The organism is Allocoprococcus similis (genome assembly GCF_054660775.1).
Genome location: NZ_BAAHSG010000056.1, coordinates 17,395 through 36,286, shown reverse-complemented (window position 1 = coordinate 36,286; position 18,892 = coordinate 17,395). Strand labels below are relative to the sequence as shown.

Annotated in this window: 20 protein-coding genes; 17 read left to right on the top strand and 3 right to left on the bottom strand. The window is 42.3% G+C overall.

Annotated elements, in window-relative coordinates; translation table 11 throughout:
* Window positions 1-59 precede the first annotated feature (59 nt).
* From ACYQ5K_RS16835 to ACYQ5K_RS16795, 9 genes are all read left to right on the top strand, one after another.
* A complete protein-coding gene (locus tag ACYQ5K_RS16835; protein ID WP_459778060.1) occupies window positions 60-752 on the top strand; it encodes a hypothetical protein in 693 nt (230 codons plus the stop codon).
* The gene (locus ACYQ5K_RS16830) at window positions 749-1,159 is read left to right on the top strand and encodes a putative ABC transporter permease (protein ID WP_270590221.1); all 411 of its coding nucleotides are present in this window, start codon (window positions 749-751) and stop codon (window positions 1,157-1,159) included. Before ACYQ5K_RS16835 ends, ACYQ5K_RS16830 begins: the two co-directional genes overlap by 4 nt.
* A gap of 53 nt (window positions 1,160-1,212) precedes the next feature.
* A complete protein-coding gene (locus ACYQ5K_RS16825) occupies window positions 1,213-3,918 on the top strand; it encodes a hypothetical protein (protein WP_459778058.1) in 2,706 nt (901 codons plus the stop codon).
* A 2-nt stretch (window positions 3,919-3,920) separates the two neighbouring features.
* Window positions 3,921-4,070, top strand: a complete 150-nt coding sequence (locus ACYQ5K_RS16820; protein WP_167531634.1) for a hypothetical protein — start codon at window positions 3,921-3,923, stop codon at window positions 4,068-4,070.
* A gap of 206 nt (window positions 4,071-4,276) precedes the next feature.
* The gene (locus ACYQ5K_RS16815) at window positions 4,277-4,528 is read left to right on the top strand and encodes a hypothetical protein (protein ID WP_459778057.1); all 252 of its coding nucleotides are present in this window, start codon (window positions 4,277-4,279) and stop codon (window positions 4,526-4,528) included.
* Between the two features lie 124 nt (window positions 4,529-4,652).
* A complete protein-coding gene (locus tag ACYQ5K_RS16810; RefSeq protein ID WP_173825687.1) occupies window positions 4,653-4,958 on the top strand; it encodes a hypothetical protein in 306 nt (101 codons plus the stop codon).
* A gap of 4 nt (window positions 4,959-4,962) precedes the next feature.
* The gene (locus tag ACYQ5K_RS16805; RefSeq protein ID WP_459778055.1) at window positions 4,963-5,256 is read left to right on the top strand and encodes a phage holin family protein; all 294 of its coding nucleotides are present in this window, start codon (window positions 4,963-4,965) and stop codon (window positions 5,254-5,256) included.
* 54 nt (window positions 5,257-5,310) lie between these two features.
* Entirely contained in the window at window positions 5,311-6,366 is a 1,056-nt protein-coding gene (locus tag ACYQ5K_RS16800) for a GH25 family lysozyme (RefSeq protein ID WP_459778054.1), read from the top strand.
* A 37-nt stretch (window positions 6,367-6,403) separates the two neighbouring features.
* Window positions 6,404-6,877 carry a manganese catalase family protein gene (locus ACYQ5K_RS16795; RefSeq protein WP_459778062.1) on the top strand — a complete coding sequence of 158 codons (474 nt, stop codon included), beginning with the start codon at window positions 6,404-6,406 and terminating at the stop codon, window positions 6,875-6,877.
* A 173-nt stretch (window positions 6,878-7,050) separates the two neighbouring features.
* Here the strand turns inward: ACYQ5K_RS16795 and ACYQ5K_RS16790 are convergent, their stop codons facing one another.
* Window positions 7,051-7,386, bottom strand: a complete 336-nt coding sequence (locus ACYQ5K_RS16790; protein ID WP_459778053.1) for a sporulation initiation factor Spo0A C-terminal domain-containing protein — start codon at window positions 7,384-7,386, stop codon at window positions 7,051-7,053.
* A 262-nt stretch (window positions 7,387-7,648) separates the two neighbouring features.
* Between ACYQ5K_RS16790 and ACYQ5K_RS16785 the strand changes: the two genes are divergently transcribed.
* The 4 genes from ACYQ5K_RS16785 to ACYQ5K_RS16770 all read left to right on the top strand — a co-directional run bounded on the left by ACYQ5K_RS16785 (window position 7,649) and on the right by ACYQ5K_RS16770 (window position 11,873).
* Window positions 7,649-8,638, top strand: a complete 990-nt coding sequence (locus ACYQ5K_RS16785; protein ID WP_173687817.1) for a leucine-rich repeat protein — start codon at window positions 7,649-7,651, stop codon at window positions 8,636-8,638.
* Between the two features lie 24 nt (window positions 8,639-8,662).
* Window positions 8,663-9,952, top strand: coding sequence for a vWA domain-containing protein (locus ACYQ5K_RS16780; protein WP_173687818.1), 1,290 nt, complete (start codon window positions 8,663-8,665; stop codon window positions 9,950-9,952).
* Window positions 9,953-9,970: 18 nt separating this feature from the next.
* Window positions 9,971-11,479, top strand: coding sequence for an ATP-binding protein (locus ACYQ5K_RS16775; protein ID WP_195230674.1), 1,509 nt, complete (start codon window positions 9,971-9,973; stop codon window positions 11,477-11,479).
* A 115-nt stretch (window positions 11,480-11,594) separates the two neighbouring features.
* The gene (locus ACYQ5K_RS16770; RefSeq protein WP_173687820.1) at window positions 11,595-11,873 is read left to right on the top strand and encodes a hypothetical protein; all 279 of its coding nucleotides are present in this window, start codon (window positions 11,595-11,597) and stop codon (window positions 11,871-11,873) included.
* Between the two features lie 83 nt (window positions 11,874-11,956).
* On the opposite strand, the gene ACYQ5K_RS16765 is transcribed toward ACYQ5K_RS16770, so the two are convergent.
* Window positions 11,957-13,177 (bottom strand): argininosuccinate synthase, encoded by a 1,221-nt coding sequence (locus tag ACYQ5K_RS16765; protein ID WP_008374664.1) that lies wholly within the window; start codon window positions 13,175-13,177, stop codon window positions 11,957-11,959.
* 320 nt (window positions 13,178-13,497) lie between these two features.
* Between ACYQ5K_RS16765 and ACYQ5K_RS16760 the strand changes: the two genes are divergently transcribed.
* The 4 genes from ACYQ5K_RS16760 (at window position 13,498) to ACYQ5K_RS16745 (ending at window position 16,734) form a co-directional block, all read left to right on the top strand.
* Window positions 13,498-13,713 carry a hypothetical protein gene (locus ACYQ5K_RS16760; protein WP_459778052.1) on the top strand — a complete coding sequence of 72 codons (216 nt, stop codon included), beginning with the start codon at window positions 13,498-13,500 and terminating at the stop codon, window positions 13,711-13,713.
* A 136-nt stretch (window positions 13,714-13,849) separates the two neighbouring features.
* A complete protein-coding gene (gene proB, locus ACYQ5K_RS16755) occupies window positions 13,850-14,758 on the top strand; it encodes a glutamate 5-kinase (RefSeq protein WP_459778051.1) in 909 nt (302 codons plus the stop codon).
* An 11-nt stretch (window positions 14,759-14,769) separates the two neighbouring features.
* Window positions 14,770-16,038 (top strand): glutamate-5-semialdehyde dehydrogenase, encoded by a 1,269-nt coding sequence (locus ACYQ5K_RS16750; RefSeq protein WP_459778050.1) that lies wholly within the window; start codon window positions 14,770-14,772, stop codon window positions 16,036-16,038.
* Window positions 16,039-16,227: 189 nt separating this feature from the next.
* On the top strand, window positions 16,228-16,734 hold the full coding sequence (locus tag ACYQ5K_RS16745) for a methylated-DNA--[protein]-cysteine S-methyltransferase (RefSeq protein WP_173687823.1): 507 nt from the start codon (window positions 16,228-16,230) through the stop codon (window positions 16,732-16,734).
* An 81-nt stretch (window positions 16,735-16,815) separates the two neighbouring features.
* Here ACYQ5K_RS16745 and ACYQ5K_RS16740 read toward each other — a convergent pair whose 3' ends face one another.
* Window positions 16,816-18,147: an MATE family efflux transporter gene (locus tag ACYQ5K_RS16740; RefSeq protein WP_195230666.1), complete on the bottom strand. Its 1,332-nt coding sequence runs from the start codon at window positions 18,145-18,147 to the stop codon at window positions 16,816-16,818.
* Between the last annotated feature and the right edge of the window lie 745 nt (window positions 18,148-18,892).

The following is an 18,892-nucleotide window of genomic DNA, read 5'->3' as shown; positions in this document are numbered from 1 at the left end:
AGTTTCATATAATTTGCTATTTAGTTCAGAATCCCTCTAAAAAGAAGAAAGGAGTAACGATGAATATACTTTTTTTAGACCAGAAAGAGAAAGAACCAGTTGAAGGAAAAGTAGTCAAACAAGATGATTCACATATTCTAATTGAAGGGGTAGAGAAAAACACTTCTGGGTTTCGACTACTTACAGAGAAAGGATATGTTTTTGGTAAGTATGAAGAGTTTACTACACTTTATAAAGAAGAAGAAAATGGATTTATTCTGTCTAATGACGGAAGTGTATATGTAGAACCGGAACCAATGCCAGAACCGGAACCAGAGCCATATGAGCCAACTTTGGAGGACTTGCAAGAGGCTAAAGTAGCTGAAATGAATATGGCACAACAGGAGATTATTGCTGTAGGTGTGGATGTCGTTCTTACGGATGGAACTACAGAACATTTCACGTTGGAAGATCATGACCAGACAAGTCTTGTCGGATTACAAAGTCAGGTCGCAGCTGGAGAAGAAAACATTCCGTGGCACACATCGAATGAAGCGGAACACTGCAAATTCTACAGCAATAAAGATATGAAAAAAATTACAGCAACCGCAATGGCTTACGCGACATGGCACGTAACATATTTCCGTGACCTGCGCATTTACATCCGTTCGCTGGAAAGCAAGGAAGATGTAGAAAAAGTCACTTACGGAATGGATATTCCAGAAGCATACCAGTCAGAGCCATTGAAAGCAATGATGGCTCAGAAATCATGAAGAAATTAAGACCGCTGATTCTGTTTGTGATTGGCGGTCTGATTTATATATTGATTGAACTTGTTGCAAGAGGGCGCACTCATTGGACGATGTTTATTGTTGGAGGGGTGGCGTTCTTCCTTATTGGTTGTATCAACGAAAAATGCCGGAAGATGCCATTGGTAAGGCAGATGTTGATCGGTGCGATTGTGATTACTGCATTGGAATTTGTATGTGGCTGTATCGTGAATTTGTGGCTCGATTGGAATGTTTGGAATTACAGTAATATGCCATTCAATTTATTTGGTCAGATATGTTTACCGTTTTCAATTTTGTGGTTCTTCCTATCAGCCGTAGCAGTTGTACTTGATGATTATATAAGACATTTATTATGGGGCAAGAAAATACCGCACTACAAATTATTTTAAAGAGGATGTCTGAAATGAAAGATGTAAATGAGTAGTGGAGTAGAGGTGAAATTATGGATAATATTATAGAAGTACAATTTAACGAAATGTTGCAAAGAACACGAAGTATCTGGCAGTATGATTACGGACAGGTTCTAAAAATTCTATCGGATGGGGTGGTACTACCAAATTTCCTAGAGGTGCATTTCTCCTTATCAAGGGAAAATGAAAAGTGCATTACTCGCATAGGGACAACAGTAAATGGGGTAACCGAGGTTCAAATACCAAACGAATTATTGAATACCGAAAATAAAACACATGATTATTTTATATATGCATTTATATATGTATCTACAGAAAAATACGGAAATACGAAATGTGAAATAATTATACCAGTAAAATCCCGAATCAAACCAGAGAACCCATCAGAAGAACCATTGCCGGAGCCGAATATATTTCACGAAACGGTTGAATCTGTTAATGCGGCAGCTGATCGGGCGAAGATGGCAGAGCAGAATGCAAAGGCAAGTGCGACAGAAGCCGGTAAGTATGCTGCTAGTGCATCGGAGAGTGCAGTTACAGCAGAAAAGACCAAGGAAGATGCTCTTAGGAAAGTCGGAGAGAAAAAGCAGGAAGCAATCGAAGCTATCCAGAATCAGGAAGAGACCTCTGTAGGCAAGATTACTACTCACACTGATGGTGAGATCCAACGGATTCAAAATCAGGTTGCAGAGTCCAAGGGAGAACTTGAACAGACCATTATAAATGCTGGTGTTTCTGAGGAAGAACTGGATGAGTCTATTCAGACTGCTAGTGACACTAAGACAGCGCTGGACAAGTCGGTGGAGCTGGCGGGAACTGCAAAGACAGAGTTAGATACATCCATCCGGGAAGCAGGAACTGCCAAGACAGCTTTGGACGGATCCGCGAAGACTGCCGGTGAAATGCAGGAGACTCTGAGCGCAACTGTGAAGCAAGCAGGTACTCTAGACACTTCTCTTGGCGAGAAGATTGAAACCGGAACACAGCTCAAGACAGACCTTACAGTTTCCGGCGAAAAGTCTGTACAGGATATTCAGACAGCCGGAAGTGAACAGCTGGATAAGATGCAGGCAGTAGCAGAAGCGTTCACAGCCGATCGGGAGCAGATCGCGACCAATAAAGAGGATATTGGTTCGCTAAAGGAAGATTTATCCAACAAAATTACAAAGTTCTATGCATCGAATCAGGGCGAAACTCACATCACTGATTCTGATAATGGCAAGATTCAGGATATGATAATATATGGGAGGTCAAGCCAATTTACAACTACTGGAAAGAATCTTGCACATGGTAAAAATGAAAAATATTATATCAATACTTCTGTAAACTTATGTGGATTTAATAATGATGACATTGGAATGGCTATTGATGTGAGCAATTTGACAAACGTAACTATCAGTACAAGAAGTATTCAAGATAGATATCGTATTGGTTGTGTTGATACTGTTCCGACAGATGCAAAAACGGTTACTTGCTACAATGGGAGAAATAAAGATGGAACAAAAGATTCATATACAATAGATACAAAAGATTACAATTATTTAATTGTAAATGCAACAAAACTCGAAGATATTCAAGTAGAAAAAGGCTCAGAAGCCACTTCCTACGAACCCTACACTGGCGGTATCCCATCCCCATCACCGGATTATCCGCAGGAGATAAAAGCAGTAGTAAATCCTAAAGTGGTGGTAAGGGGAAAGAATCTGTTAAAAGCTACAGGACAAACACAAACAATAAACGGAGTAACATTTACCAATAACAGTGACGGAACATACACAGTAAATGGAACAAGCACCGCTAACGCACTTACTTTTTTTACGGCAGTATCGACTTTTACAATCAAAGAAAACGGAAAATATAAATTAACAGGATTGCCAAAAGGACAGGCAATAAATGACGATATATGGTTCGGTGGAACAAGAGTTGAATCGGCAAAAGAAGATGTTGTTCTTGCTTTAAAAAAAGGAGATATTTTAAATCTGGTTTTTATTGTCAGAAAAGGAGCTACACTTAATAATGTATTATTAAAACCAATGTTGTCACTTGATACAACAGCAACTTATGATGATTATGAGCCATACACTGAACAATCCGTCACACTTCCATATACCCTCTATGCAATACCAGTATCAACAGGTGGTAATGTAACTATAGGAAATCAGCAGTATGTGGCAGATTATGTGGATGTGGAGCGTGGGAAAGTAGTTAGAATGTGTGGAAGGGAAGCATTTAATACAAAAAACGGGGAGATTAATGAAGAATATCGATTATTCATCCATATTGGCGTTCCTGGGAAAAAAGGTGATAAAGAATGCATATTTTCAACATTTAAATGGACCAGTTGGACAACATGGGTATCAGGCACATCACTATATATAAAAAATATAAAAAAACCAAATAATGAATTGTATACCGCGCAAGAATTAAAGGAGCTGAGTATTGATTTTGATGTGATTTATCAATTATTAGAGCAACAAGAAACCGACCTCACACCAGAACAGACACAGGCATTAAAAGAACTTGTAACCTATTATCCAGTAACAAACATCAGCGTCAATTCAGAGCAGTTGGACGGATATACAGTATTTAACTACCCGATTTCCATGAAAAATGGATGGGATTATGTAAAGAAGCAACTTAACGACAATCGTGATTATATCTATGACATGGATATACAATCAGCAGAAGCCTATGTGAACAGTGAGTACGCAGTAGCACTTGCAGAATTGGAGGTATGATTATGTTATACAAGACATTGAAAAAATTAAAGGAAAGAAACGGTCTGACAGAAGATCTGAAGAATAAGATTGACATTTTCTTCGCCACGGGCAGAATTACTGAGGAACAGTATAATGATCTGATGGATATTGGCAATGAAGAAATTCGCTAAATGGGCTATTCTATATTATTGTGAAATCGAATGTATACAAGGAAATATTGTTGAATGAGCCAAAAGTACAGGAAGCTATTAAACACACACGAGGAATTATAGTTTTTGAAAATGAGGTATCGAAAAACACCGAACTCTCTTGAAAATATCTTAACCATTACATTATCTGATACAATCAAAATAAAAATATCAGAGAGGTAATGAAAATGGAGAAATGTGAATTTTGTAGCAGAAAGGTACTCTTCGGCAAAAAGGATATGAGCAATCTGTTGGGCGCACGTCCGGTGGTACTTGCTAAAGGAGATCCGGTAAAGCGGTTGGAGTTGTGGTTGCTTGGCGGCGAAGTGGACGAACAAAGTGTACTGCATATTGGGGTATCTGATTACGGCGGTGAAGAAAACATGATGGAAATGAATATACCGATTAACTACTGTCCGAGATGTGGCAAGAAATTATAACAGAATAACAGACAAAAGGCAGACTCTTCGGAACTGTCTTTTTTAATGGAGAAAATATGGATATCAGAGCGAGACCGAGAGGTCTTATTTTTGTACGCAAAATTAAGAAAGAGAGACAGATGCAGTGAAAGAATTTTTGATGCAGACATATACGCTGATTCTTCCTATTGTGCTAGGTTATATCATCTGGCTGTTGAAGAACCAGAAGCATTACAGAGATGCAAACAGCAAGGGAACGATGATTCTCTTAAAAGTAAAATTGTTTGAGTACCATGATAAATATATGGAACTTGGTTCTATCCCACCTTACGCATTTGAAAATTTTTGTGATATGTACGAATCGTATCACGAATTAGGCGGGAACGGAACTGGAACAAAGATGTATGAAGAGATTAAAGACCTTCATCTAAACAAGAAAAAAGGAGATTGATATTATGGAACAGATTATGAATTATGTAAAACCGGAACTGGTAGTAGTAGCAGTTGTACTGTACTTTGTTGGAATCGGTTTAAAAAATACCGAAAAAATAACAGACAAGTATATTCCAGCAATACTCGGTGTTGTTGGGATTACTATCTGCGGTATCTACGTGGTAGCAACTTGCGACCTTAAAGGTACACAAAATATTGCAATGGCTATTTTTACGGCAATTGTACAGGGAATTTTAGTGGCTGGACTTAGTAATTATGTGAACCAGTTGATTAAGCAGATGAATAAGGACGAATAGACAGACGAAGCTATTTGTTTTACCACCAAAAGTTAGCGATAGAAAGGAAAAGTTATGGCATTAAATGGAATTGACATCAGTAGCTGGCAAAACGGGATCAATCTTGCGGTTGTACCATGCGATTTTGTGGTGATCAAGGCGACAGAGGGGATAAATTATGTAAATCCGGATTATATGAGAGCCTATGAGCAGGCGAAAACTGCCGGAAAATGCCTTGGAATCTACCATTATGCCAACGGCGGAAACATTCAGGCGGAAGCGGATTACTTTTTAGGAAATGTTGGCAATCGTCTTGGAGAAGCAATGCTTGTCCTGGACTGGGAAGCAGGAAACAACAGCTCATTTGGTAACTGCGATTACGCCTGGTGCAAGTCTTGGCTAGATTATGTATACAGGAAGACCGGTGTGCATCCCATCTTATATTGTTCACAGTCGATTGCATATAAATTCGACAATATAGGCAACTATGGCTTGTGGATCGCACAGTATGCGGATGACGATCCAACTGGTTATCAGGACGCACCGTGGAATGAAGGTAAATATACATGTGCAATCCGGCAGTACACGTCTTGCGGACGTTTAAATGGTTATGACGGAAATCTTGATCTGGACAAATTCTACGGAAGCAAAGAGGACTGGGGCAAATATACCGCAAGCGATAAGGCAAACGTAGTTGTTCCGGAACAGCCAGAGACGCCAAAACCAGCAACAGCATCTCCGGAAGGCTCTACATTAGATCTAGCATACAAGACGATGCTCGGAGAGTATGGAAATGCAGAAGATCGAATCCAGAACCTCGGAACCAGATACGAAGAGGTGCAGAATTTCATAAACCATATCTGGGCAACGAGTACAAGCAACTTGGTTCAGGAAGTATTATCCGGACGATACGGGAACGGGGACATGCGCAAGACGGTCCTTGGCAGCCGATATAACGATGTACAGGATCAGGTTAATGCCGGAAACGCACAATACTATACCGTGCAGAGCGGAGATACGCTTTCCGGTATTGCAGCTAAATACGGCACATCCTACCAGAAGATTGCACAGCTCAACGGCATGTCTAACCCGAATCTGATTTATGTAGGGCAGAAACTTAGGATAAAATAATAAGCTGTCAATTCATAAGAAGATGTGTTAATATCCTATTATAAATAAGGAAGAAAAATACTTCCATCTTGTATGTGCAAACGAACTTGCGCACATGGAAATGATCTGTGCAATTGTTTACCAGCTTACGAAAGGACTGTCTCCGGAAGAAATAAAAGCATCTGGTTTCGATAAATATTATGTTGATCATACACTTGCATTATATCCGGTAGCGGCAAGCGGGCCGGCGTGGACAGCGACATACTTTCAGTCAAAAGGAGATCCGATTACGGATCTGCATGAAGACCTCGCTGCAGAACAGAAAGCACGGACAACGTATGACAATATCTTAAGGCTTGTAAAAGACCCGGAAGTATGTGATCCAATTCGCTTTTTAAGAAAACGGGAAATAGTACATTACCAAAGATTCGGAGAAAGTTTAAGAATCGTTCAGGACAATCTGAACAGTAAGAACTTTTATGCAATCAATCCGGAGTTTGATATGGATTCAAATTGTAGCTGTGGCAACTAAAACAGCGAGTATGGAAAAATGTCCCAATTATAAAAATTATGTTATAAAAATCCGGTTCGATAAAAAGGTGCAACCTCATAGGCTGCACCTTTTTAATGCCTGCCTGCTAATGTTATTCTGTATATACCATGCTGATATGTGATAATGCATAAATTCTACTCAGTATCTTATAATTAACGAGGGGAATGATCCTGGATATAATCAGCCAGCATTGAAATAAATTCGGATGCGGTCGGTTTGTCAAATACAGGATAACCAAGCAGCGGGCTTAAAATTTTATTGGAATTCTGATTCCAATAACTGTTGATCATTGTGCGGATGGCAGCTTCAACGCACATGTTGGAAACGCCATACTGCTCGCCGACAACACGGTAGAGATTAGAGGTTACGTTCTTCATGTAAAATTCCTGATTTTTGAGAACGAGGGCGACTGCTGAGGCAAGATAATTATAACCAGAATAGGTGGAACGAAGGCCGGCTTTTCTTAAGACATGCCTGACATCATACATAGGTACCTCCTTCAAATATCCATATCGACTATCTAATTATAGAATAAAGGAATTCTAAAGATATGTAAATAATTTTGTCCATAACGATATAGTTCGTGAGATTTCGATAGAGAATATGAGACAGAGCAGAGAACTGTTTTGTGTGGAACCTTATTTTTGGAATGGCAGATAAACTCAGTGAATAGGATGGAAAAATCCGCCTCTTTTTGCTATAATCCTTAATTGGATAGAACAGACAGAATCAATTCCAGGAGTGAAATTTATGAAGATACAATATCAGAAAATAGAAAACGGACTTGAAATTCTTCGGATCTGGCAGGATTCAGGAATCATAAAAGTGCCTGAGCAGATAGAGGGAACCCCGGTTATCCGGATTGCGCCATATACATTTTCCATGCATAAGGATGAAGAAGAGAAAAATGTACTCGTTTATCAGACCGGAGAAGGTGAAGTGGACGACCGTTTTGCGCAGCCGGAAGAGCTCTGCTGTGGCGGAATGGTAAGGGAGATCCATCTTCCGGCTACCGTACAGTCGATTGGAAATTATGCATTTTACGGATGTATGAATCTGAAGCTTTTCCATGGGACAGATGCGATCGTGCGGATGGGAAGCGGTGTGTTTACCGGATGCCGTCTGGAAAAAGTGGAGATTGATTTTATGGATGGAAATAAGTCCTGCCTTAAGGAAATTCTGACGGAGATCCGGTATCAGATCATTGCAACACTGCGTTATCAGGAGACGGAGACGAAGATCCTGTTTCCGGAATATTATGCAGATGCGGTGGAAAATACGCCGGCGCGGATCGTGGAGACGCATTATTATGGTTCCGGTGGAGAGTACAGGGAGTGTTTTTACCGTCGGGAACTGGATTATGGGAAATATGACCGGCTGTTTGCACTTTCCGAAGCAAGAGATTCGGAGGAGGCAATTTTCAGTGTGGCACTGATCCGGCTGAAATATCCGTGGAAGCTGGAAGAGCCTGCGAAACTGCGCTATGAGAATTATGTGAAGGCGCACATGGAAGAAATTGGGAAAAGCTGTATCTGTGCAGTGAAGGAGAGACGTGAAATTGCCGCGGGAGATCCGCAGGAGGTGCTGCTTTTTTGCTGCAAGGAGCATTATTTTGATGAACAGTCATTGGAAAAGACGATTGCTTATGCGGCAGATGCCGGACAGACAGAAATTTCAGCCATTTTGATGGACGAGCGTTACCGCAGTTTTCCCAAAAAGAAGAAAAAGTTTGTATTGTAAAAGAAGGTGGAATGATTGGAAGAAATGTCATTAGAACAGAGTCTGGAAGAAATCGGACATAAAATTCTGGTTTTGACAAGGAACGAACTGTATATGAAAATGAGATTTATGGATGTGGCGCTTTCTGCGTTTTATTATGTGCAGGATTTTTCGGTAGACCTTCTTGCTACAGACGGAGAAACAATGTATTTTAACGGGCAGATGCTGGGAGGTGAGTACAGGCAGAACCGGATCGGAGTAAACCGCGCCTATCTGCATCTGGTGCTGCACTGTATTTTCCGGCATGTATTTCGCAGAAATGGAAGGGAAGAGCTTATGTGGAATCTGGCGGCGGATATTGCGGTAGAATCTGTGATTGACGACTGGAATCTCCCGAATATACGAAAAAGCCAGTCCTGGCTCAGGCAGAGAACCTACCGGGATCTGAAAGAGGAAATCGGGGTATTTACTGCGGAAAAAATCTATGGCGCACTTGTGAGATGGAAGCTTTCGGACCGGGAAATGGAGCGTATGATCCGGGAATTTACGGTGGATGACCACAAGTATTGGGCAAAAGATGAGGATGATGAGCGAAAAAGTGAAATGAACCAGAAATGGCAGGATATCAGTGAGAAAATGCAGACCGATATGGAAACATTTTCCAAAGAAGCAGCATCAAATACGGGGCATTTTCTGGATCAGGTCCGGGTTGAGAACCGGCAGCGGTATGATTACCGGGGCTTTCTGCGCAAATTTGCTGTGTTGAAGGAAGAGGTTACTGTGGATGATGACAGCTTTGATTATGTATTTTACAGTTATGGACTGCGCCTTTATGGAAATATGCCCCTGATCGAGCCGCAGGAATGGAAAGAAGTGAAAAAAGTGGAGGATTTTGCAATCGTGATCGATACCTCCATGTCCTGTTCAGGAGATCTGGTAAAAAAATTCCTGGAGGAGACCTATGGCATTTTAAGTGAGACAGGCAGCTTTTTTCAGAGAGTCAACATCCACATTATACAGTGTGATGACCAGGTGCAGTCGGACCGGAAGATCACCTGTAAAGAAGAATTACAGGAATATATGGAAAAGCTGGATCTTGCCGGGGAAGGTGGAACGGATTTCAGACCGGCGTTTTCCTATATTGATGAGCTGATCGAGACGCACCGTTTTACCGAGCTGAAAGGTGTGATTTATTTTACCGACGGACAGGGGATTTATCCTCAGAAAATGCCGCCATACCAGACAGCATTTGTATTCATGGACGACGGAGCAGAAGAGCAGGAAGTTCCACCGTGGGCGATGAAACTGGTTCTGGATGAAGAGGATTTAAGATAAGCAAGGAGTGAGAGATAGATGAACATTAAACGTGCAAAACAGGAAATCAAGGATGCAGTGCAGGCATACCTGATGAAGGATGAATATGGAGAATATCAGATTCCGGCAATCCACCAGAGACCGATCCTTCTGATGGGGCCTCCGGGGATTGGAAAGACACAGATCATGGAACAGATTTCAAGGGAATGTGAGATCGGACTGGTTGCGTATACGATCACGCACCATACCAGACAGAGTGCGATCGGGCTTCCGTTTATCCAGACAAAGGTGTATGGCGGAAAAGAGTATTCTGTAACCGAGTACACAATGAGTGAGATTATTGCCGCTGTCTATGAGAAAATCGAGCAGAGCGGCATGAAAGAGGGAATCCTCTTTATCGATGAGATCAACTGTGTTTCGGAGACGCTGGCGCCGACTATGCTGCAGTTTTTACAGTGCAAGATGTTTGGTAACCAGAGTGTGCCGGAAGGCTGGATCATTGTGGCAGCAGGCAACCCACCGGAATATAATAAGTCTGTGCGGGAATTTGATGTGGTGACACTGGACCGGATCAAGCGGATTGATGTGGAAGCCAATTTTGACGTCTGGAAGGAATATGCTTATCAGGTGGGAATCCATCCGGCGGTACTTTCTTATCTGGAACTTCGAAAAGAGAATTTCTACCGCATGGAAAATACAGTGGATGGGAAAATGTTTGTCACAGCCAGAGGCTGGGAGGATTTATCAAGGCTGCTCCAGGTCTATGAGAAGCTTGGTAAAAAGGTGGACCGTGAGGTTGTGCATCAGTATCTCCAGCATTGGAAAACGGCGAAGGATTTTGCAAATTATCTGGAGCTGTATCAGAAGTATCAGAAGGAGTATGGACTGGAGCGGATCCTTGCCGGACATTATGAAGCAGATACGCTGGAACGCCTGAAATTTGCTCCATTCGATGAACGGCTTAGCGTGGTAAATCTTCTGGTCGGAAAGATGGCAGATCTTTTTAAAGAAGAATATGAGATGGAAAAATTTGTGGAGGGACTGTTTGTGCAGCTGTGTGCTTATAAAGAGGAAGTGCAAAAAGACGGTGCAGTTCCGGGAGAGGTTCTTGCTGCGAGAATTCTCTCTCTTCATAAGGAAAACGAACAGAAAAAAGCTGCGGGACAGTTTACAAAAGCAGAGATGCACCGTGCAGAGCGTATTTTGCGGACAATGGAAGGATATCAGAAAGCCCCGGAATTTGAATCTGTAAAAGCAGCGTTTGACACGGAAGAAGAGCAGAGAGAGAAGATGGCAGAGGCAACACTGGAAACGCTGAATCACTGCTTTGGATTTCTCGAAGCTGCCTTTGGCGAGAGCCAGGAAATGGCAGTATTTGTGACCGAACTCAACAGTAATGTGTACAGCATTGCGTTCCTGCGGGAAAATGACTGTGCGATGTATTACAAATACAACAAAGGCTTACTTGTGGATGAACGTCGTGAAGAAATTCTGGAACAGATGGATGCTGTGGAAAATGCAGCAGAAAGAGGGCTGGTTGAAGAGTAAAGACATGATTCTGTATGAAAAATAACGAGGCATCAGTTAGAAAAATGAACATAAAATAACCCGGAACCGGTAGGATTAAGACGACATATACTGATAGAAAGCAGAAGAAATGGAAATGAAATTCATGCCAGATCTGCAATTTTGTCAGGATCTTCCCAGAATAAAACCAGGGGAGTACTGTCTGAAATATGATCTTACCCTGCGCCAGGCTCCCGGTCTTGGAAGTGCGCTGTGTTGGGGAAATTATCACCGGGAGAGCTGTCTGGAAGCAGGAAGTACTGTGTATATCTGTCAGATTCAATATCTGAGCCGATCTATCTGGGGATTGTTAGAGAATACGGGGTGGATATGCCTTTATATGAACCATAAATGGCTGATAACTACTATAACATAATTATAAAAATGACATTGTTCAGAAAAGGACGCTGATATTTTCATATCAACGTCCTTTGAATTTGCTAGTATATGGATATACAATTATTTATTGTTTACCTCAAGATTCTTCATAGCACGAACTTTCAGTGGAAGTCCGAACAGAGTGATGAATCCGCTTGCATCATGGTGATCGTACATATCACCGGTTGTAAAGCTTGCCAGAGACTCATTGTAAAGTGAGTATGGAGAAGTAGTTCCGGCTTTAATGATATTTCCTTTGTAAAGTCTGAATTTAACTTCACCTGTAACATATTTCTGGGTAGATTTTACGAAAGCACGAAGAGCTTCACAAAGTGGTGTGAACCATTTTCCTTCGTATACAACCTGAGCGAGTTTGTTGCCAAGATCTTTCTTAACTTCCATGGTAGCACGGTCGATAACCAGTTCTTCAAGCTGTTTGTGAGCTTCCATCAGGATTGTTCCACCAGGAGTTTCATAAACACCACGGGATTTCATACCAACAACACGGTTCTCAACGATATCAACGATACCGATACCATGCTTGCCGCCAAGTTCGTTGAGCTTGCGGATGATATCAGAAACCTTCATGGCTTCGCCGTTGATTGTCTTCGGAACACCTTCTTCAAATGTCATGGTTACATATTCATCTTCATCCGGTGCATTTTCCGGTGTATTTCCAAGAACAAGAAGATCTGCGTAATTTGGTTCGCAGGATGGATCTTCGAGTTCCAGTCCTTCGTGGCTGATGTGCCATAAGTTACGGTCACGGCTGTAGCTGTGGCTTGCGTCAAACGGAAGATCAATTCCGTGAGCTTTACAGTAAGCGATCTCATCGTCACGTGACTGAAGTGTCCACAGATCTGTCATTCTCCAAGGAGCGATGATCTTAAGATCCGGGGCAAGAGCCATGATAGAAAGCTCGAAACGGATCTGGTCATTTCCTTTTCCGGTAGCACCGTGGCAGATAGCAGTAGCACCTTCTTTTCTTGCTACTTCAACAAGTCTCTTGGAGATTGCCGGACGAGCCATAGAAGTTCCGAGAAGGTATGCATTTTCATAAACAGCATTTGCCTGTACACATGGCATAATATAGTTGTCACAGAAATCATCTGTGATATCTTCGATGTATAATTTGGAAGCACCTGCGAGTTTTGCTCTTTCATCAAGACCGTCCAGCTCTTCGCCCTGTCCGCAGTCGATACAGCAGCAGATTACTTCATAATCAAATGTCTCCTTTAACCAAGGGATCAGTGTGGTAGTGTCAAGACCACCGGAATATGCAAGAACTACTTTTTCTTTCATTGTATATAAACCTCCTAAAAATTTTCTTTCGTATTCAATTCACAACTCACTATACACCATTTTTTATATTTATGCAATAATAAAATGAAAAAACTTTTAAAAATGTTATTTTTATGCAAATAAAAGCAAAAATATACATAAAATATGCATAATTTTGTATAAAAGAGGAAAGGGAGTAATAAGAAAAAAGAAGGATAGGAGAAGATTAAACAGAAAATATAAAGATAAAACAGAAAAATACTTGACATTTGCACAAAAATCCGTAAAATATAACAAAAAGTAACAAGGTAACACGCTAAAGGAAGAAAGGAACTGGCGAGATGAGTGATATGCATAAAATGAATAAGAACATCATATTTGATCTCGTTCTGACACTGCCGGCAGAAGGCAGTGTATTTTCCATTCCCACATTCCCGCATCGACCGTGTCCTTCAAGGGCACAGAACAGAAAATTCAATATTGCAGATCAGGGAATGCGTGTATCCAATATATATATACAGCTTAAAATGTTCATTTCGGATGGACTGAAAAAGTGACAGGTTTCGTTCAGTCATTGAAGTATTATGATTCGACAGTGAAAAAAGAAGCAGAAAAAGGTATCGCCGCATACTCTTTTTCTGCTTCTTTTATTTATACCTGCTAAGAATATGAATTGAAAAGAGGAAAAGCGAAATGGAATTAAGAGCGACTTTAAAGGAAAAGAAACGAATTGTCATCAAAGTGGGAACCTCCACTGTCACCTATGCCAAAACCGGTAACATCAATCTGGAAAAACTGGAGAAATTTGTCCGTGTACTGATCAATCTCAGAAACCGCGGAAAAGAAGTGATCGTAGTATCTTCCGGTGCAGTCGGTATCGGAAAAAATGTCCTTGGAATCAGTGAGAAACCGGTTGGTTCTGTCAAACAGGCATGTGCAGCAGTAGGGCAGGGACGGCTGATGATGATCTATGAGAAATTTTTTGCAGAATACAGCCAGCTCACCGCACAAGTTCTGCTGACGAAAGAATCTGTCTACAGCAAGACATGCCGTATCCATGCGAGAGAAACATTTGAAGAGCTTCTGGCAATGAATGTGGTTCCGATCGTCAATGCAAATGATGCTATTTCCGTGGATGAGGACAGCTATGGAAATTTTGGCGATAATGATACCATGTCTGCGGATGTAGCGGCGCTGGTGGAGGCGGATCTTCTGATCATGATGTCGGATATCGAGGGACTTTATACGGATGATCCAAGAACCAATCCGGCAGCAAGATTTGTGCATACCGTGAACCGGATTGATGAAGAACTGGAGAAGATGGGAAAAGGAGCCGGAAGCGCAGTCGGAACCGGTGGCATGGCAACAAAGATCGAGGCAGCCAAGATTGCAACAGAAGCGGGAGCAGATATGGTGATCGCAAATGGCGACAACATTTACGCAATCAATGATATTATGGCTGGAAAGAAGGTTGGTACACTGTTTCTTGCGAAAAATCACCGCTATGACGGGAAAAATGAGCTGGGACCGGAACGGGATGCGTACAGGATGGAGCGGAGACTGAAAAGAAATATGCAGTATCGGATGGCTGTGGGAAAGTAGAGGTGAATGAAATGGAACAGAGAGCAGAGAAGAAAAACTATATGGAAGAACTTGGAAAGCGTGCGGTCAGGGCAAAAGAAACAGTCGCATTTTTAAATGTAATTCAAAGACAGGAAGGGCTCATCCTGGCGGCAGATGCGCTGGTGGCACAACAGGCATATATAATAGAAGAAAACCAAAAGGATATTATGCTTGCAAGAAAAAATAAGATGACAGAGCCACTGATCGACCGGCTTCTTCTAAATGAAAACAGAATCCGGAAAATGGCAGAAGGACTTAGGGAGATTGCGGCACTTCCGGATATTTTAGGAGAGATCATTTCCATGAAAATAAGACCGAACGGACTGCAGATCGGAGAAAAACGAGTTCCGCTTGGTGTTGTCGGAATCATTTATGAAGCCCGTCCGAATGTGACTGCAGATGCCTTTGGACTCTGCTTTAAGACCGGAAATGTCGCCATTTTAAAAGGAGGAAGTGCGGCTGCAAATTCCTGCAGGGCTATAGCAGAGGTGATCCGTGGAGCACTTGTGAAAAAGGGAATGGAACCGGATGCGCTGATTCTGGTTGAAGATACCAGCCGGGAGTCGGCTCTGGAAATGATGCGGATGAAGGACTATCTGGATGTACTGATCCCAAGAGGAGGTGCTTCACTGATTGCATCTGTGGTGGAGAACAGTACGGTTCCGGTGATTGAGACTGGGACGGGGAACTGTCATATTTATGTGGATGAATCTGCTGATATCCAGATGGCAGCGGAGATTATCGAGAATGCAAAGACGCAGAGACTTGGTGTATGCAATGCATGTGAATCCTTGGTGATTCATGAGAAAATTGCGGAAGAAGTGCTTCCGGTGATCTGTGACCGGCTTTTGGCAAAAGGTGTGGAGATCCGGGGAGACGAAGCGGCAAGGCAGATTGATGAACGGATCACTTGGGCGCAGGAAAGCGACTGGGGACAGGAATATCTGGATGCGATTATTTCTGTAAAAATTGTTCCAGCTATCTGTGATGCCGTCCGGCACATCAACAAATGGAATACCGGGCATTCCGAGGCGATTATCACGAAGGATTATGCAAATGCACTGTATTTTCAGGAGCGGGTAGATGCGGCGGCAGTGTATGTCAATGCGTCAACCAGATTTACCGATGGAAATGAGTTCGGTTTCGGGGCAGAGATCGGAATCAGCACCCAGAAGCTTCATGCCCGCGGACCAATGGGGCAGGAAGCCCTTACCACGAAAAAGTATGTGATCTTTGGAAATGGACAAATTCGCGGATAAGAAGATTGACAGGAAAAATTCTCCATTTTATAATTTGAATGGTACGGAAATAGTGCAAATTTGTTTTTAACGAAATCTGGTAAGCAGCGCAGAGAAAACATCTGTCGGAGTAAAAAAATGGGAAATTTAAAACAGATTTTATAAAAAGCATATGTATCAGAACAGATCAATAAAAGGGGAAAATGAAAAATGCTGTATGTAAGCTACTATGACTCACCAATCGGGAGAATTACGCTCGGTGCACGGGAAGATATGCTGGTGGGAGCATGGTTTGAAGGACAGAAATACTACATGGACAAGATTCTAGAAGATTTCGAGGAAAAGAAGGATTTACCAGTGCTTGTTCAGGCGGAACACTGGCTTGACCGTTATTTTGCAGGGCAGGATCCTGATCCGGAAGAGTTGCCGCTTGCGCCTGCAGGAAGTGATTTCCGGAAAGAAGTATGGCAGATTATCGCAAAAATCCCGTATGGATGCACCATCACTTATGGAAAGATCGCAAAGATCATTGCTGTAAAAAGAGGCGTGAAAAGTATCTCGCCGCAGGCAGTCGGAGGTGCGGTCGGACATAATCCGATCTCTGTGATCATTCCCTGTCACCGGGTCATTGGAAGTGACGGAAGTCTGACCGGATATGCCGGTGGAATTGAGAAGAAAGAGTGGCTGCTTGCACATGAGGAAGCGCATATCAGATAAGTGATCATCAAAAATGGTGGCTCGTAGTGAGTCACCATTTTTGATGATCTGGAGAAATCTGCAAGAGTCCGATCCTGTATTCTATTTTCCGGATTTTTTACATAACCACCGGTAAGCAATGATGCAGATAAACACAGACAATAAAGAGCCGGTAGCGGTTGCGAGCCCCATCGGAAACAGTGTATCCGGGAAAATTTTCGAAGTCAGATAAACACCCGGAATACGCACGCACAAAATAGCGATCAGATTATGTAAAAATGAAATTCCAGATTTTCCGCATGCACAGAAGTATCCGCTGAAACTGAAATGAATACCGGCAAAAATACAATCCCAGATATATCCGCGAATGTACTGCGCACCGAGAAGAATAACGGCTGCGTCTGCAGTGAAAAGTCCGACAACCGGAGCTGCTATAAACTGGATCAATATGGAGACGACCAGACCAAATCCAATGGCGATCATCATGGCATAGCGAAGCGTCTGCTTTGCACGGTCATACTTTCCGGCACCGATATTCTGGGCTGCGAGCGCAGAAACAGTCGAAAGCATGGAAGACGGAACCAGGAACAGAAAGCTGATGATTTTTTCCACAATGCCGACAGCAGCGGCTGCGTTCAGTCCGCGCCGGTTGGCAATGATCGTAATAATAATGAAAGCAATCTGAATAAATCCGTCCTGAAGCGCTACCGGAATCCCAATATTCAGAATTTTGCCAAGCGTTTTTTTCTGTGGTCGGAAACAGTCTCTGGAAAGAGAAAGTCCGGTCTGCCTGCGTTTAATGGCAATCAGTGCAAACAGGACGCTGAATGCCTGCGAAAACGTTGTGCCAAGCGCAGCACCGGAAGCCCCCAGATGGAAAAATCCGATAAACAGATAATCCAGCAGAATATTCACCACACAGGCAACCGCAATAAAATACATCGGACTTTTAGAATCCCCCAGTCCGCGGAAAATCGAACTGATCACATTATACGCCGTAATAAAAGGGATCCCGATAAAACAGATTGTCAGATAAGCTGCTGTCCCGGAAACAGCTTCCGCAGGCGTAGACATCACCGAAACAATTGGCTTTACAAAAAACAGAAGCAAAACCGCCAGCACCAGAGAAATCCCCATAAACAAAGTCACCGTATTTCCCACAAACACAGAAGCTCTTTTCTTATCGCCCGCCCCAATAGACTGTCCAATCGAAACCGTAGCCCCCATCGCCAGTCCCACGATCATCACCGTCAGCATATGCATCACCTGGCTCCCGATCGAAACCGCCGTCGTACTGGCAACCCCATCAAACTGCCCCACAATAAAAAGATCCGCCATCCCATAAAGCGTCTGCAAAAAATAAGACAAAAAATAAGGCATCGAAAAATAAATCACATTCCGAAAAACACATCCCGAAGTAAGATCCTGTTCCATAAAATAACAACTCCTTTACAATCACTTCCTTAATACTAACTTCATTTTCCCACAATAGTCAATAAAAAGAATACAGACTTAATGCATCTCATAATAATAAAAATGCATAACAATGCATAAAAACGAATATAAATGCATAAAAACAAGCGATTATACATAATAATACACAGAAATATGCATAAAAATCAAAAAATCACTTGCTTTCCAAAATAAAACCATGTATACTAAACCAATCGGAAAATAAAATAGGTATAATGATTACTTTTTATGAGAGAAGCTAAATTTTACTCATTTTTACTGCCGGTGTGTCAATAAGTATAAATTACTTATTTATGTGAGCACAAATGGAATACTTTTGACAATTATATCGCTTGTGTCATAGTATGGAATTCTTTCATTCCCAAGGGAGACAGGACAAAATTCCCATCTGCCATGCGCAAAAGCGCACGCAGATGAGAATTTTGTCCGCCTCTCCCGCCCGTCGCACCACAATGAGTCGACAAGCATCAGCCTCTACAAATTGGAGAATGTTCCCGTTCGTCAGTGCACAGCTTCTGGGAGAAATCCTTTTGCTAAGCAACCCCTCGAAAACGCCGGCACTTGGCAAGGTGAGCGTAAGCAAAGCCGCGCCTAGTACCGCTGCGTTTGAGCGGAGCGAAAGCGCGGTTGCGTGCAAAACGATTTCTCCCAGAAGCGTCCCCTCACCAATCAAAAAACATTCCCCCAATTCCCGCGAACCCCTTTA